Below are 15,143 nucleotides of genomic sequence, written 5' to 3'. Positions count from 1 at the left end.
TCATCCGGCATACAGCGTCGGCGTCCCGAGAGAATTCCGCAGTGGTCGGCTAGACAAGCGCAGCGCAGTCCACCAAGCGCCGGCGCAGGGTTCGGTGGACTTCGCTCTCGCTCGTCCCGACCGGTCGGCGGGCGCACGATGAGGAAGGCCGGTCACCTGCGAACGCGCACCTCGACCTTGATCAGCGGATGGGCCAGGCTGTCGCGCACCACGGCGCGATTCCAGGGCACCAAGGCCGTCTGCATCTCCTCGCGAAATCGCGCGCACGCGGAGCTGTCCAAATCCACGGTGATGAGACAGCGATAGCCGCGAATCCCGAATCCATCGTCCGAACGCACCGTCAGGTCGCAGTCTGCTGGCGGAATGAGCCCTTCTCGCCGACAATCGCCCAACACCTGCCCGACACAGGCCATCATCGCCTCGATGCTTGGATCGGCGGCATGTCGAGAACCGGTCCAGCCAAGCCGGCTCGCACGTATTGCCTGGTCGGGCGCCGCGAGAAGCTGCTGCCGCCGTTGCGCGATCCAATCCCCCGCCACAAGCTGCAAGGCCACCGAGGCGACGGACTCCGACGCGAAGCGCTGCCCGGCCAGCGCGACGACGGGGCGCGGAACAAAGGTGCCATGGAGACGCATGGCCCGATCCATCCGCGGCCGCCCTGCCGCCTGATCGGCAAGCGCATACCAGCGCCGCGCCTCGGCCATGGCGTGTGTATCACGCACCGCCACCTCGCCGCGCGCGTCGAGCACCCAACCGTCGGGCCAGAGCGCGACCTGATAGGCCGGTAAAGCCGCGATGACGCAGGCGGCCTTATCGGACGCGGTGCCAGCGCTTACGGCCGAGACCGACCGCTTGAACTGCAAGCGCGACAGGGACGCCAATAGTCTCGACGGACCGGCCGCGAAGGATCGTCTCGGCACCAGATCATGACCTCTTGGTACTGGACAGATCCCAGAGTGCCGGTGAGTGATAGAGCCGGGCAAGCTGCAGCTCGCGCTCGCTTTCCAACTCGCGCGGCATGTGGTCACCGAAGCGCGTGAAGAGCTCCTCCTGATCATGGGTCTCCAGTCGGGCCGACTCGCGATCGATGTTCATGATCGAATAGAAACGCTCGCGATCGAAATCCAGCCCGTCCCAATTGAAAGCCTCATAGTCCGGGATCCAGCCGATCGGACTCTCCACGGCCGAGCCGCTGTCGCTGCAGCGTTTGACGATCCATTCGAGCACGCGCATGTTCTCGCCGAATCCAGGCCAAATAAAGCGCCCGTGCTCGTCCTTGCGGAACCAATTGACGCGGAAGATCCGGGGCGGGGTGGAGACGCAGCGCCGGCCGATCCGCAGCCAATGCCGCCAATAGTCGGCCATGTTGTAGCCGCAGAAGGGCAGCATGGCCATGGGGTCGCGCCGCACGGCCGCCTGTCCGATCGCTGCGGCAGTGGCCTCCGAGCCCATGGTGGCGGCCAGATAGACGCCGTGCTCCCAGTTATAGCTCTGGAACGCCAGAGGGAAATGCCGACTGACCCGGCCGCCGAACAGGAAGGCACTAATAGGCACGCCCTTGGGGTTCTCCCATTCCGGATCGATCGAGGGACAGGCCGAGGCGGGCGCGGTGAATCGAGCGTTCGGATGGGCCGCGTGCCGACCGCAACCCGGCGTCCAGTCCTCGCCCTTCCAATCGATCAGATGATCGGGCGGCTCTTTGGTCATGCCCTCCCACCAGACGGCGCCGTCATCGGTGAGCGCGCAGTTGGTGAAGATGGCATTCGCGCTCAACGCAGCCATGGCGTTGGGATTGGAGTCATCGTTTGTCCCAGGGGCCACCCCGAAAAGGCCGTACTCCGGGTTAATCGCGTAAAAGCGTCCGTCGGCGGGATTGGGCTTGATCCAGGCAATGTCGTCGCCGACCGTGGTGATCTTCCAGCCCTCGAAGCCCTTCGGCGGGATGAGCATGGCGAAATTGGTCTTACCACAGGCGCTCGGGAAGGCGGCGGCGACATAGCGCTTCTCATGCTCGGGCGACTCCACGCCCATCACCAACATATGCTCGGCCAGCCAACCCTCGTCGCGCGCCATCACCGAGGCGATCCGCAGCGCGAAGCACTTCTTGCCGAGCAGTGCGTTGCCGCCGTAACCACTTCCGAACGACCAGATCTCGCGGGTCTCGGGGAAGTGGGCGATGTATTTGTCCTCGATGCTGTTCGCACAAGGCCAGGGCACATCCTGCTCGCCGGGTTGCAGTGGCGCGCCGACCGAATGCACGCAGGGCACGAAATCGCCGTGATCGCCTAGGGTGTCAAGGACTCGTTGGCCCATCCTGGTCATGATCCGCTGATTCACCACCACGTAGGGCGAGTCGGTGATCTGCACGCCGATATGCGCGATCGGCGAGCCGATCGGACCCATGCTGAAGGGGATCACGTAGAGCGTACGTCCGCGCATGCAGTCCCTAAACAACCCCTTGAGCAGGGCCTTGGCCTTGCGCGGCTCAAGCCAGTTGTTGGTTGGACCGGCGTCTTCCTCGCGCAGAGAGCAGATGAAGGTGCGGTCTTCCACCCGCGCCACGTCGCTTGGATGGGAGCGGGCGAGGAAGCTGTTGGGGTGCTTCTCCGGGTTCAGCCGGACGAAGGTGCCGCCATCGACCATCTCGGTGCAGAGTCGATCGTACTCCTCCTGAGATCCGTCGCACCAATAGATGCGATCAGGTTGACAGAGCTCGGCCAACTCAGTCACCCAGTCCAGGAGATGACGGTTCTGAGTGCGGGTCTCCCCGTCGTGCCTGGTGGTCATACCGGACTCCTGCTGTCGAAACAAGATGGAACAAGCGACGATCATCCTCGAAAAAACGACCGGATTCCAGCCTCCCGGCTGGGCTGGAATCGGAGGGGATCGAGTAAATCAAATAACGTGCCATCAGTTCACATCGGAACCGAGGAACGCCGCACATGACGCACGCCCACGGCGGCTCTGGAATCGGTTTCCCTCTGCGCGTAGGATCCAGGTCAGGCGCATGTCTCGCTCCGTCACGAGATCTCGCGTTTCCGCCCCACACCGGGAACGACACATCAATGCACGCTCGACGGCTACCTGCGGGTTATTCGACCTTCGTTGCGCGTTGGCGACGAATCCAACCGCACCGCTTCAACCAGGACGTGAAATGAAAGCATCACGCAACCGGGCGATCCAAGGTATCGACCAAGACCGCCCCGACGATGAAAACCCAGGACGGACGGCTCAGCCGGCAAGGCCGTGGGCACAACTGCTGCTCGGCCTATGCGTCGGCCTCTTGGCCTTGAGCGCGCCTGCCGACACGATCGAGGCGGCGCTTCCAGACACCGCCGACCAAACGCTCGACCTCCAGCTCGCCGAAGCCGCTGCGGATCGACACGCCTGCCTGCGCTGTCATGCGATGTCGACCCTTGCCTATCGAAACCCCGAGAACGGCGACATCGTCGATCTGTCGATCGATCGCGAGGGGCTCGCGCACTCGGTCCACGGCGAGCTGGCCTGCATCGACTGTCATCGCCGCAGCTATCGACGCTATCCGCATCCGGACCGGCCTGCTCCCGGCGATCTGGACTGTATCGGCTGTCACGAGGACGACGACCAAAACCTGAGCCGGGGGTGGGTGGACATCGATGCCGAGTTCAAGCACAGCGTCCACGCGGTCTCGGACTCACCGAAGGCCGCCGGCTTCAGTTGCCACTCCTGCCACGACCCGCATCGCTTCCGACCGGCCGCGGTCGGGGACCCGATCGCGCAGATCGTGCGGAACCACAACGGGGTCTGCCTGTCTTGCCATGAGGAGCTGATCGCACCATCCAGCACGAGCCATGACTGGCTGCCGAACCGCGACGCCCACTGGGGCTCGGTGCGGTGCGTCGACTGCCACACACCCGTCGCACTCTTCGCAAACCATGAGATTCTGCCGGCCGAGGACAGCGCGAAGAATTGCGTGAGCTGTCACTCCGCCGATTCGCAGCTCCTCGCGCGGCTGTATCATTTTCGATCGGAGGAAGATATCGCCCGCAGCGGTTTGCTCGCCAAGGCCGTCTTCAACGAGGCCTATGTGGTCGGCATGAGCAAGAGTCCGACGCTCGACCGAATCAGCCTGATCATCATGGGCCTGATGGTCCTGCTGCTCGCGGCACACGGTGTCGGTCGCTATCTCGCCCGTCGGGCAAATCGGAGGGCATGATGAAATCGCTGTATCTCTATCCGGCTTGGCTGCGGCTTTGGCACTGGATGAACGCACTCTTATTCCTGACCTTGATCGCCTCCGGGGTCAGCATGCACTACGCCGGGGCCGATTGGCTGATGCCATTCGCCACCGCGCGGGTCGTGCACAATACAGCCGGGATCCTCCTGACCATCGCTTGGATCGGCTTCATCGTCGTCAATGCCAGGAGCGCGAATGCGCGCCACTATCGTATCCGGTTTCGCACACTCATCGGGGATTTGATCGCCCAGACGCGCTACTACATGATCGGAATCTTTCGGCTCGATCCGCATCCGTTCCACGTCACCGAGGCGATGAAGTTCAACACACTTCAACAGCTGAGCTACCTCGGCGTCATGTACGGTCTGATGCCGATTCTCATCCTCAGCGGCTGGGCCTTTCTCTATTCGGTCTATCTGCCGGAGACCCTGTTCGGCCTCGGCAGCGTTTGGGTCGTCGCCATGACCCACGTCGTCGTCAGCTATCTCCTGGCCCTGTTCCTGTTGGTGCACATCTACATCATCACCACCGGCGATACGGTCTTTTCGAATCTACGCGCCATGATCACCGGCTGGCATCGCGAAACCGACCCGCCCCGTACCGAGACTCCGACCCCGCGTGAGACACCATGAACGCATTCGCCAAAACCCTGCTGACACCCAAGAACGCACGTCGGCTTCTCATCACGGCCGCGGTGGGACTGCTCGTCCTGTTTGTACTCTACAAGGTGGTCTATCCGATCGTTTTCGACGCCTACGTCGGTAAATCCAACGCGCCTTTGACCTACGCCAACAGTCAGCCGATCACGCAGGAGGAGCTGGAAGCGATGGCGACCGAGCTCTCGCTGAGCGCGCGCCGCGCGGCCGCCGAGGCCATTGTCGGGCAAGACGACAACGCCTTCGCGCGACGGGTCAAGGTCGAGATGCTCATGAACACGCAGTCCTTCATGCTTGAGCATGAGCCGACGCACATCAAGTATTTTCGGGATGCGAAGATCCTGCAATACGAAGGACCCAAGACCTGCCTGCAGTGTCACGCCACCATCAAGGTCCAGCATCACGACGGACGTACCTCCGAGGTCGATACACTCGACGACATCGTCAACTCGGTTCATTTCAAGTTCCAGAGCGATGCCGGAGGCGGCTTCTCGACCTACGGCTACGACGGACGCCAAGTGAACGCCGAGGGCAGTCGTCCGATCCCGGTCGGCAAGATCAACCGGGCCTGCGGCATCCCCGGCAGCTTCTCTTGGACCGGCTGGGCGGCGCTGGTGGAGAGTCGACCCGAATCGGCGCATGGCGAGGTCGCCTTACGCAGCGAAGGTTGCGGCCAATGCCATATCGGCGGGAACTATCAGCCGGCGACCGAAAAGATGATGCCGATCGGCGATGTCCCCGATGTTGCCAAGGAAGGTATTGACTGTTTGATCTGTCATTCCACGGAGTACGACATGAACCAGCGGTATGTGATCCGCGATGATGTCGGATTGCGCTGGAATCAGGATCGGACGATGCGCGCCGCTCTCACCGTGGGGCGCTCGACGACCAAGAACTGCCTGAACTGCCATCAGCACAACATGGGCGGGGATGCCTATCTGCACAACGAGGCCGCAAAGGCGCTCGGAGACAAGCACCAGCGCCTGCTTCACACGGGCGCTAAGCGGGGCAACCCGTTCAGCCCAGAGGACGACGTACATGCAGCGGCCGGTCTGCAATGCACCGACTGTCATGTCCCGGAAGGTCACAAGATCCCGCGTGGTCGGATGGGCGTCGATCTCGTCGCCAACGATCTGCCGGATGTCGAGGTGTCGTGCGTGACCTGTCACAGCATCGCACCGCACAACCGCTCCGAGCACAAGGCATTACTCAATGGGCATCTCGATCGGATCGCCTGCGAGACCTGTCATATCCGGGAGCTTGAGGATAGCAACGTCGTGCTCCGCGATTGGGTTCACCCGACCTGGGATGCGGAGGAAGGGATCTTTACACCCACCGACGTCTATCGCTCCGGCGAGGTCAACAAGGGTTTCACCTTCCTCTGGTTCAACGGCAACGGAACCTTCCTGGCGAACGCCTTGGGCAATAATCCGAACGGCTCGACCGAGTATGACCCGCTAATGCAGCAACTGGCCAGAATCGATGATCCCGAGATCCTCGCCGCCGTGCGCGAGCAGGCGATCGAGTTGAAGAAGACCTATCCCGACATCGACGTGGACGCCTATGTCGAGGCCGCGACCGACCCGCTCTCCCAGCTCACGCCCGAACAATTGGAAGAGCGGCGCCGGATGCTGGATGACAACCTGCGTGCCCACATGAACGACGGGGAAAGCCGCATCTATCCCTTCAAGCTGTTCAACGCCATGATGTACGAAGACATGGGGAATCAAGGCCCGTTCGGCGCCATGATCCTGCCGTTCGATTACGCGACCTACTACGAAGCGGGTGACACGGCCGCGTCCGTCAAGCAGGCGATCCGCGATCCCATCGTACAGCGCATGTACCAAGAGCCCTTCAAGCTCTATATGATGGACGAGTTCATGGCCTATTTTGGGGTCAGCGGTGGATGGAAGACCGATTATCCGCTGGTCGACGGGGCGCTTGAGAACGTCGAGCCCAAGTGGATGCGTCAGATGGGCTCGCTCATGGTCAATCACGGCATTCAGCCCGTAGGCCGCGACTGCGTCGAATGTCATTCGCCGAGCGGCATCCTGAATTACCGTGCCTTGGGCTATTCGGAGGAGCGTGCGGCGGAGCTCGAGAACCTCGACATCGTCGAGAATCTCCGCCCCGCAGCAAGCCTCTCCGCGACGGACGGCGGCTAAACCGCGTCCAGAGCGACATGCGTCGTTTTCATTGTGCGCTTGGCTTCGGAGATATCTTCGATCCAGTGAGACGCGGTTTAGAATTTAGAATTTTTTAATCCTTTGAACCGCGCCGGCCGGGGAACTTGACATCAGGAGCACAGCATGGGACTCGCCCTGAGACTGTATGAAAGCCTCACCGAGGCGCCCGACGACACGACGCGCTTTCGGCTGATCGTCGACACCATCGATGCCTTGGAGCAACAATGGCCGCGAGGCGGCGATGTCGCTCTTCGCTCGGATGTCCGCGAATCCGAGCTGCGTCTCCAAAAGGAAATCGAGCAGGTCCGCAGCGAGCTCAAAAAAGACATCGCCGAGCTTCGGGCGGACATGCACAAGGAGATCGCCAAATTACGAGGCGAGGTCCAGAAAGACATCGCCGAGCTGCGAGCCGAGGTCCATAAGGACATCGCCGAGCTGCGAGCCGAGGTCCATAAGGACATCGCCGAGCTGCGAAACGAGGTCCAGAAAGACATCGCCGAGCTACGGGGTGAGATTCAGAAAGACATCGCCGAGCTACGGGGTGAGGTTCAGAAAGACATCGCCGAGCTTCGAAACGAGGTCCAGAAGGATATTGCCAACGTTCATGCCGCGATCGAGCGCACCAAGGTCGATCTGCTGAAGTGGATTGTTCCGCTGATGCTGGGCCAGGTTGCCGCGCTTGCGGCTTTGGTCAAGCTGCTCTGAGAAGGCGGCGCGGGGCCGCCACACTCGCGCCGATCGCAATTAAACCGCGCCCGGTGCGGTGTGCGTCATGTGTTGGAATGGCTTGGCCGCGCAGGCTCCGATGACTGTCGGAGCCGGCGCGGTTTAGCCCGGTTTGATCGCCTCGATACTCGCAGAGACCAGATAGTCCGTGACCGGCGTTCCAGGGGCCCAGTCCCGAATAAATTCCCTGCTCTCATGCTTGGGCGACACGCGCACCTGCTCGAAACCCGCACCCTGCAGCATCTGCTCAAGCGCATCGATCCCGGCCGCCCCGGTCATGCAACCCGTATAGAGCGACAGATCCGACCGCAGATCCTCCGGCAGCTCGGCGGTCGCGACGATGTCCGAGATGGCCAATCGCCCGCCCGGCTTGAGCACCCGAAACGCCTCCGCGAAGACACGGGCTTTGTCCGGAGACAGGTTGATCACGCAGTTGGAGATGACGACGTCGACCGAGCCATCCGCCAACGGGAGATTCTCGATCTCGCCGAGTCGAAACTCGACGTTGCGATGCCCGACCGCATCGGCGTGCACCTCCGCGTTGCTGCGCGCCTTGGCCAGCATCTCAGGTGTCATGTCGACGCCGATGACACGACCGGTCTCCCCGACCTGTCTGGAGGCGAGGAAACAATCGAATCCGGCGCCACTGCCCAGATCGAGCACCGTCTCGCCCGGCTTCAGCGCCGCGATCGCTTGGGGATTGCCGCAACCCAAGCCGAGATCCGCACCCTCGGGAACGGCAGCGGTCTCGGCCGCGCTGTACCCGAGCAGGCTCGATTGGATCGACACAGGCCCGCAACAACCGCCCGCAGAGGACGGAGCGCAGCAATCCGCCCCCTCGCCCGCCGTGGCTGCCCGTGCCGTCGCCCCGTAGCGATCGCGCACCGCTTGGCGAAGACTCTCTTGCTCGCTACTCTTCATTCGGACCTCCCGTAGGGTCATGCCGTGAACGAACTAAACCGCGTCCAAGCGACATGCGTCATTTTCATTTTGCATTTGGCTTTGGAGATGCCCTCGATCTCGGTGAGACGCGGTTTAAATTTAATATTTTCTAATATCTTAAACCGCGCAGACTCCAACGCTCGTCACGTCTGCCGAGGCCGATCCCATCCAAAAACATCGCATACCGCGCCGGGCGCGGTTTAAAAGCAGGCTTCCCTCAGCGCCTTCATATAGTCAAGTCCCTTCTCGCGGGCAAATGCAATATTCCTTTCGGGGATAGCCTCCGCATCAGGGTATCGGTCCAGCACATTTTCGATGCTCGCTTCGCGGAGCAGGTGCAACATCGGGTAGAGCGATCTGTTCGTATAGTTTGCCGGATCATCGTCGGGCGCATCGGCAAAACGGTACTCGGGATGGAAGCCGGCAACCTGATACTGACCTTCATAGCCTTCCGCTTCCAGAAGATCTTCCGCCATTTCAACCAAGTCCAGATAATCGTCGAAATCGGGGAAAGCACCAGGCAGGATCAGCAGCGTCGTCTCGATCGACGGGTTCGCATCAAGGCGACGGCACTCCTCGAGAAAGACCCGAAGACAGGCTTCCGTATCGGAGTCGCTTTCGACCCGATAGTGTATTGCGCCGCGATTGAGTTCTTTTGCCGCAAAGGGACACATGCCACATCCGATCACGACCTCCGAGATCCATTTTTTGGTCCGCGCGATGACGTCTTCGGATTCAACCATCATCTATTGAGCTCATTCCTGCAAGTGGAAAGGTGAATTCGGGGCGGTTCCGGAGCCCACACGAAGCAGGTCTGAAGTATACGTCCGGGACGCGGGTAAAGGTTCGTAAGCCGGCAGCAGTCCGATGGCGGCACCTCACTCTGCTGCGCCTGCTCGACTGCAAAGCATTTTTACATCCGGCCTCAAAACTTGTCAGCCATCCTTGCACTCCAGGCCGAGCATAACTCGCATAAATCACGTAACATATTGTTTTTATATATCAAATAATGCATGGCAACCCTTTTGCTAATAAGTCCTCGACCGTCCGGTTCCATCCAGGCGCCGACGTATAGCGGGGACGACAACCAGATGCCAACCACCGAAACCTATTACGAGGTCATGCGGCGCCAGGGGATCACGCGCCGCAGCTTCCTCAAGTTCTGCAGCCTGACGGCCACCGCGCTCGGACTCGCGCCGGCCTTCGCCGGGAAGATCGCGCACGCGATGGAGACCAAGCCGCGGATCCCGGTGGTCTGGCTGCATGGGCTCGAATGCACCTGCTGCTCGGAGTCCTTCATTCGCTCCGCGCATCCGCTGGTGTCCGATGTGATCCTCTCGATGATCTCGCTGGATTACGATGATCTCATTATGGCGGCGGCCGGGCATCAGGCGGAGGCGATCCTGGAGGAGGTGCGCCACAAGCACGCCGGGAACTACATCTTGGCGGTCGAGGGCAACCCGCCGCTCAATCAGGACGGCATGAGCTGCATTGTCGGCGGACGTCCCTTCATTGAGCAGCTTCTGGAGATGGCCGACAGTTGCAAGGCGGTCATCTCCTGGGGCTCCTGCGCCTCCTGGGGCTGCGTGCAGGCGGCACGGCCCAATCCGACGCGCGCCACCCCGGTCCACGAGGTCATCCGCGACAAGCCGGTCATCAAGGTGCCGGGCTGTCCGCCGATCGCGGAGGTCATGACCGGGGTCCTGACCTATATCCTGACCTTCGATCGGCTGCCGGAGCTGGACCGCCAGGGTCGCCCGCTGATGTTCTACGGCCAGCGCATCCACGACAAATGCTACCGCCGGCCGCACTTCGACGCCGGCCAGTTCGTCGAGACCTGGGACGACGAGGGCGCACGCCGCGGCTACTGTCTCTATAAGGTCGGCTGCAAGGGACCAACCACCTACAACGCCTGCTCGACCATCCGCTGGAACGGCGGGGTCTCCTTCCCGATCCAGTCCGGACACGGCTGTATCGGCTGCTCCGAGGACGGCTTCTGGGACAAGGGCAGCTTCTATCAGCACGTCACCGATACCCACGCCTTCGGCGTCGAGGCCAATGCCGATCGCACCGGCATCGCCGTCGCCACCGGCGTGGGCGCCGCCATCGCCGCCCATGCGGCCGTCAGCGTCTACAAACACGCCCAAGACAAGAAGGGAGATGACCAAGCATGAGCGTCACCACGCCCAACGGCTTCGAGCTCGATACCGCCGGGCGACGCGTCGTCGTCGACCCGGTCACTCGTATCGAGGGACACCTGCGCTGCGAGGTGAATCTCGACGAAAACAACGTGATCCGCAACGCGGTCAGTACCGGGACCATGTGGCGCGGGCTGGAGGTCATTCTGCGCGGTCGCGATCCGCGCGACGCCTGGGCCTTCACGGAGCGGATCTGCGGCGTCTGCACCGGCACCCACGCCCTGACCTCGGTACGCGCGGTCGAGGATGCGCTCGGGATCGCGATCCCGGAGAACGCCAACTCCATCCGCAACATCATGCAGCTCACGCTCCAGGCACACGACCATCTGGTGCATTTCTATCACCTGCATGCGCTGGATTGGGTGGATGTGGTGTCCGCACTCGGCGCCGATCCGAAGGCGACGAGCGCGCTCGCGCAAAGCATCAGCGACTGGCCCAAGTCCTCGCCGGGCTATTTCCGCGACGTGCAGAATCGGCTCAAACGCTTCGTCGAGTCCGGCCAGCTCGGACCCTTCATGAACGGCTACTGGGGCAGTCCGGCCTATAAGCTGCCGCCCGAGGCCAATCTGATGGCGGTCACCCACTATCTGGAGGCGCTCGACTTCCAGAAGGAGATCGTGAAGATCCACACCGTCTACGGCGGCAAGAACCCGCATCCGAACTGGCTGGTCGGCGGGATGCCCTGTGCCATCAATGTCAGCGGCACGGGCGCGGTCGGCGCGATCAACATGGAGCGGCTGAATCTCGTCAGCAGCATCATCGACCAGACCATCGCGTTCATCGACAAGGTCTATATCCCGGACCTGATCGCAATCGCCTCCTTCTACAAGGACTGGACCTACGGCGGCGGGCTGAGCAGTCAGGCGGTGATGTCCTACGGCGACATCCCGGATCATGCAAACGACGACTCGGCGGAGAACCAGCTCCTGCCGCGCGGGGCCATCATCAACGGCAATCTCAACGAGATTCACGAGATCGACCTGCGCAACCCGGAGGAGATCCAGGAGTTCGTCGATCATTCCTGGTTCAGCTACAAAGACGAGACGCGCGGTCTGCATCCCTGGGACGGGGTGACCGAGCCCAACTTCGTGCTCGGACCCAACGCAGTCGGGAGCCGCACCCGGATCGAGGCGCTCGACGAGCAGGCCAAGTATTCCTGGATCAAGGCCCCTCGGTGGCGCGGACATGCGATGGAGGTCGGTCCGCTGGCGCGCTATGTCATCGGCTACGCCCAGGGCATCCCCGAGTTCAAGGAACCGGTCGACAAGGTGCTGACCGATCTCGGACTGCCGCTGGAGGCGATCTTCTCGACCCTGGGCCGCACGGCCGCGCGCGGGCTGGAGGCCTCCTGGTCGGCCCACAAGATGCGCTATTTCCAGGACAAGCTGGTCGCCAACATCAAGGCGGGCGACACGGCGACCGCCAATGTCGACAACTGGGATCCCAAGACCTGGCCGAAGGAGGCGCGCGGTGTGGGCACGACCGAGGCCCCGCGTGGGGCACTCGGGCACTGGATCCTGATCACGCACGGCAAGATCGAGAACTACCAGGCGGTCGTGCCGACCACCTGGAACGGTTCGCCGCGCGACCCGGCGGGGAACATCGGTGCCTTCGAGGCATCGCTGCTCAACACCCCGCTGGCCAAGGCGGACGAGCCCCTGGAGATCCTGCGCACCCTGCACAGCTTCGATCCTTGTTTGGCCTGTGCGACGCACATCATGGGGCCGGACGGGGAGGAGCTCACCCGCATCAAGGTTCGCTGAAACGCGTCTCGAGGCCGCTTGATGGGCTCGGGGTGAGCTTGGCCTCGACGCAACATGCAAGGAGCTCGTGACATCCGCTCCGCGGTGTCACGCATGCCCCGTGGCGTTCTGCGCCACGTGACACGATGGCCGAAATTACGAACGAGGGCCGGGGTTCTCCTGTGCATATTACCCGGATTCATCGCTCACACTCGGGATGACAACATGAACACCAGCCTTCCACAGGTCAAACGAACCGCTGTCTACGTCTATCAGGCACCCTTGCGGGCCTGGCATTGGGTCAATGCACTCTCGATTACCATTCTGGCCATCAGCGGCTATCTGATCGGTAGCCCGCTCCCGACCTTGCCCGGCGAGGCGAGCGATCACTATGTGATGGGCTATATCCGCTTCGCGCATTTCGCCGCGGCCTATGTCTTCGTGATCGCCTTCATCTTCCGGATCTATTGGGCTTTCGTCGGTAATCGCTACTCACATCAATTGTTCACCCTGCCCTTCTGGCGCGCGAGCTTCTGGCACGAGTTGGTTCACGAGGTCCGCTGGTATGCCTTCAAGGAAGCCGAGCCAGCCAAATATATCGGCCACAATCCGCTTGCTCACCTCTTCATGGTGGTCATCATCACCGTGGGAGGTCTGGTGATGATCGTCACCGGCTTCGCGCTCTATTCGGAGCAGACCGGGCTCGGCAGCTGGCAGGACGAGCTGTTCGGCTGGGTCATCCCCTTCGTCGGCCAAAGTCAGGACGTGCGCATGTGGCACCACTGGGGCATGTGGGTGATCGTCGTCTTCGTGATGCTGCATGTCTACACGGCGATTCGCGAGGACATCATGTCGCGCCAGAGCCTGATCAGCACCATGGTCAGCGGCTGGCGGATGTTTAAGGACGATCGGCCATGAGCGACCGAGCCATCGGGAACAACCCCGCCATCCTGGTCCTGGGTATCGGCAACCTACTCTGGGCCGACGAGGGTTTCGGCGTGCGGGCGGTGGAGACGATGCAGCACGACTGGATGATGCCGCCGAACGTGCAACTGCTCGACGGCGGGACCCAGGGGATCTATCTTGTCGATCGGGTCCGCACGGCCGATGTGCTGGTGGTCTTCGACGCGGTCGACTACGGGCTGCCGCCGGGCACCATGAAGCGGGTCGAGGGCAGCGAGGTGCCGCGCTTCCTCGGTGCCAAGAAGATGAGCCTGCACCAGACCGGATTCCAGGAGGTGCTCGCCCTCGCGTCCATGCTCGGCGACTATCCGCAGCATCTGCTCCTGATCGGCGTGCAGCCGGTCGAGCTGGATGATTTCGGCGGCAGCCTGCGGCCGCAGGTCAAGGCGCGGATCGCCTCGGCGATCGCAATGGCGTTGGAGTATCTGGCGCAGTTCGGCGTCGTCGCGCAGCGGCGGGGCGATTCGAGCGCCGACACCCATGATCTGCCTCATCCGTCGCTTGGCCTGAGCTCCTACGAATCCGGTCGGCCGGCACCCGAGGTCGCCTGCAGAATCGGCGACGAGCGCGTCCTGGCGAGCCTGTCCAGCCGGGCGATCAACCTTGGCAAACAACCATGACGACACCGATAGACCTCACGACGACACGACGGATGCCGGGAACACCCTTCAGCGTCGTGGTCGACGAAGGCCCCGACTACCTCTCGATGCCGAAAGGCATGGCGACCTACGAAGCCCCGCTGCTGCCCGAGCCGGAGGAACTGGAGGACTGCGCGGCCGGACTGGATCTTTTGCGGCGTCTGCATGCGGTGCTGGTAAGGCACCGCGTGGGCCAACCGGCGGATGTCCTGGACCTAAACTCAATCGACACCCTCAATCGCCGGCTCGTCGACCAGACGCTCGGCGAGGGCGAGGTCAGTGTCATTCAACAGGGTTTGGAGGACATCCGCGCTCAGGAGACACGACTCGCCGGGGTCTGGCGGCTGCACGTCCCCGCGTCCGACAGTGGCGCACGCCGCGAGCTGATCGAGGTGGCCGAGATCCCGAGCTTCGTGAGGGACACCGCATTTCTCGGGACGACCGAGACAATCGGACCCATCGGAGATCTCCCGGACGGCGTCATGAACGCCCCTGCGCTGATCGCCGAGATCGAGGCCAAGGTCGCCGAATGGTGTCCCGGCACCTTGGCCCACATCATCAATCTGACCTTGCTTCCCATGACCGAGCAAGACCATCTTTATCTCGACGAACGTCTCGGCCGGGGGCATGTGACCATCCTCTCGCGCGGCTACGGCAGTTGCCGGATTGTCGCCGGCGGCACTCGGCAGGTCTGGTGGGTACAGCACTTCAACTCGGACGATCGTCTCATCCTGAGCACGCTGGAGGTCACGGATGTCCCGATCGCCGCGCTCGCCGCTCAAGAAGATATCAACGACAGCCGCGACCGGCTGGCGGAGATTCTGCTGGCATTGGACTGAACCCGCACTCGAAACGATGCCGACATACGAGACCCCC

General features: G+C 62.3%; 13 protein-coding genes. 9 read left to right on the top strand and 4 right to left on the bottom strand.

Annotation, left to right across the window (positions count from 1 at the left end):
• Positions 1-152: 152 nt before the first annotated feature.
• Positions 153-920 (bottom strand): hypothetical protein, encoded by a 768-nt coding sequence (locus AADX97_RS18735; RefSeq protein WP_374235614.1) that lies wholly within the window; start codon positions 918-920, stop codon positions 153-155.
• A 4-nt stretch (positions 921-924) separates the two neighbouring features.
• Positions 925-2,787: a phosphoenolpyruvate carboxykinase (GTP) gene (locus tag AADX97_RS18730; protein ID WP_374235612.1), complete on the bottom strand. Its 1,863-nt coding sequence runs from the start codon at positions 2,785-2,787 to the stop codon at positions 925-927.
• A gap of 367 nt (positions 2,788-3,154) precedes the next feature.
• On the opposite strand from AADX97_RS18730, the gene AADX97_RS18725 reads away from it, so the two are divergent.
• The 4 genes from AADX97_RS18725 to AADX97_RS18710 all read left to right on the top strand — a co-directional run bounded on the left by AADX97_RS18725 (position 3,155) and on the right by AADX97_RS18710 (position 7,763).
• A complete protein-coding gene (locus tag AADX97_RS18725; protein WP_374235610.1) occupies positions 3,155-4,195 on the top strand; it encodes a nitrate reductase in 1,041 nt (346 codons plus the stop codon).
• The gene (locus tag AADX97_RS18720; protein WP_374235673.1) at positions 4,195-4,848 is read left to right on the top strand and encodes a cytochrome b/b6 domain-containing protein; all 654 of its coding nucleotides are present in this window, start codon (positions 4,195-4,197) and stop codon (positions 4,846-4,848) included. Before AADX97_RS18725 ends, AADX97_RS18720 begins: the two co-directional genes overlap by 1 nt.
• Complete coding sequence (locus AADX97_RS18715; RefSeq protein WP_374235608.1) at positions 4,845-7,037, top strand: nitrite reductase; 2,193 nt, start codon at positions 4,845-4,847, stop codon at positions 7,035-7,037. Before AADX97_RS18720 ends, AADX97_RS18715 begins: the two co-directional genes overlap by 4 nt.
• Positions 7,038-7,181: 144 nt before the next feature.
• Positions 7,182-7,763 (top strand): coiled-coil domain-containing protein, encoded by a 582-nt coding sequence (locus tag AADX97_RS18710; RefSeq protein ID WP_374235606.1) that lies wholly within the window; start codon positions 7,182-7,184, stop codon positions 7,761-7,763.
• Between the two features lie 123 nt (positions 7,764-7,886).
• Here the strand turns inward: AADX97_RS18710 and AADX97_RS18705 are convergent, their stop codons facing one another.
• A complete protein-coding gene (locus AADX97_RS18705) occupies positions 7,887-8,705 on the bottom strand; it encodes an arsenite methyltransferase (protein WP_374235604.1) in 819 nt (272 codons plus the stop codon).
• Between the two features lie 221 nt (positions 8,706-8,926).
• Positions 8,927-9,472, bottom strand: a complete 546-nt coding sequence (locus AADX97_RS18700) for a DUF1415 domain-containing protein (RefSeq protein ID WP_374235602.1) — start codon at positions 9,470-9,472, stop codon at positions 8,927-8,929.
• A gap of 345 nt (positions 9,473-9,817) precedes the next feature.
• Between AADX97_RS18700 and AADX97_RS18695 the strand changes: the two genes are divergently transcribed.
• From AADX97_RS18695 to AADX97_RS18675, 5 genes are all read left to right on the top strand, one after another.
• Complete coding sequence (locus AADX97_RS18695) at positions 9,818-10,900, top strand: hydrogenase small subunit (RefSeq protein ID WP_374235601.1); 1,083 nt, start codon at positions 9,818-9,820, stop codon at positions 10,898-10,900.
• On the top strand, positions 10,897-12,687 hold the full coding sequence (locus AADX97_RS18690; RefSeq protein WP_374235600.1) for a nickel-dependent hydrogenase large subunit: 1,791 nt from the start codon (positions 10,897-10,899) through the stop codon (positions 12,685-12,687). The genes AADX97_RS18695 and AADX97_RS18690 overlap by 4 nt, the downstream gene beginning before the upstream one ends.
• Before the next feature lie 204 nt (positions 12,688-12,891).
• Complete coding sequence (gene cybH / locus AADX97_RS18685; protein WP_374235599.1) at positions 12,892-13,584, top strand: Ni/Fe-hydrogenase, b-type cytochrome subunit; 693 nt, start codon at positions 12,892-12,894, stop codon at positions 13,582-13,584.
• On the top strand, positions 13,581-14,249 hold the full coding sequence (locus AADX97_RS18680; RefSeq protein WP_374235597.1) for a HyaD/HybD family hydrogenase maturation endopeptidase: 669 nt from the start codon (positions 13,581-13,583) through the stop codon (positions 14,247-14,249). The genes cybH and AADX97_RS18680 overlap by 4 nt, the downstream gene beginning before the upstream one ends.
• Entirely contained in the window at positions 14,246-15,106 is an 861-nt protein-coding gene (locus tag AADX97_RS18675; RefSeq protein ID WP_374235594.1) for a hydrogenase expression/formation protein, read from the top strand. The genes AADX97_RS18680 and AADX97_RS18675 overlap by 4 nt, the downstream gene beginning before the upstream one ends.
• Positions 15,107-15,143: the final 37 nt, after the last annotated feature.

Origin of the sequence: Thiocapsa sp. C2-2m (genome assembly GCF_041903745.1) — a bacterium.
GTDB classification, from domain to species: Bacteria; Pseudomonadota; Gammaproteobacteria; order Chromatiales; family Chromatiaceae; genus Thiocapsa; species Thiocapsa roseilacustris.
This window is presented reverse-complemented; position numbering and strand designations above follow the sequence as displayed.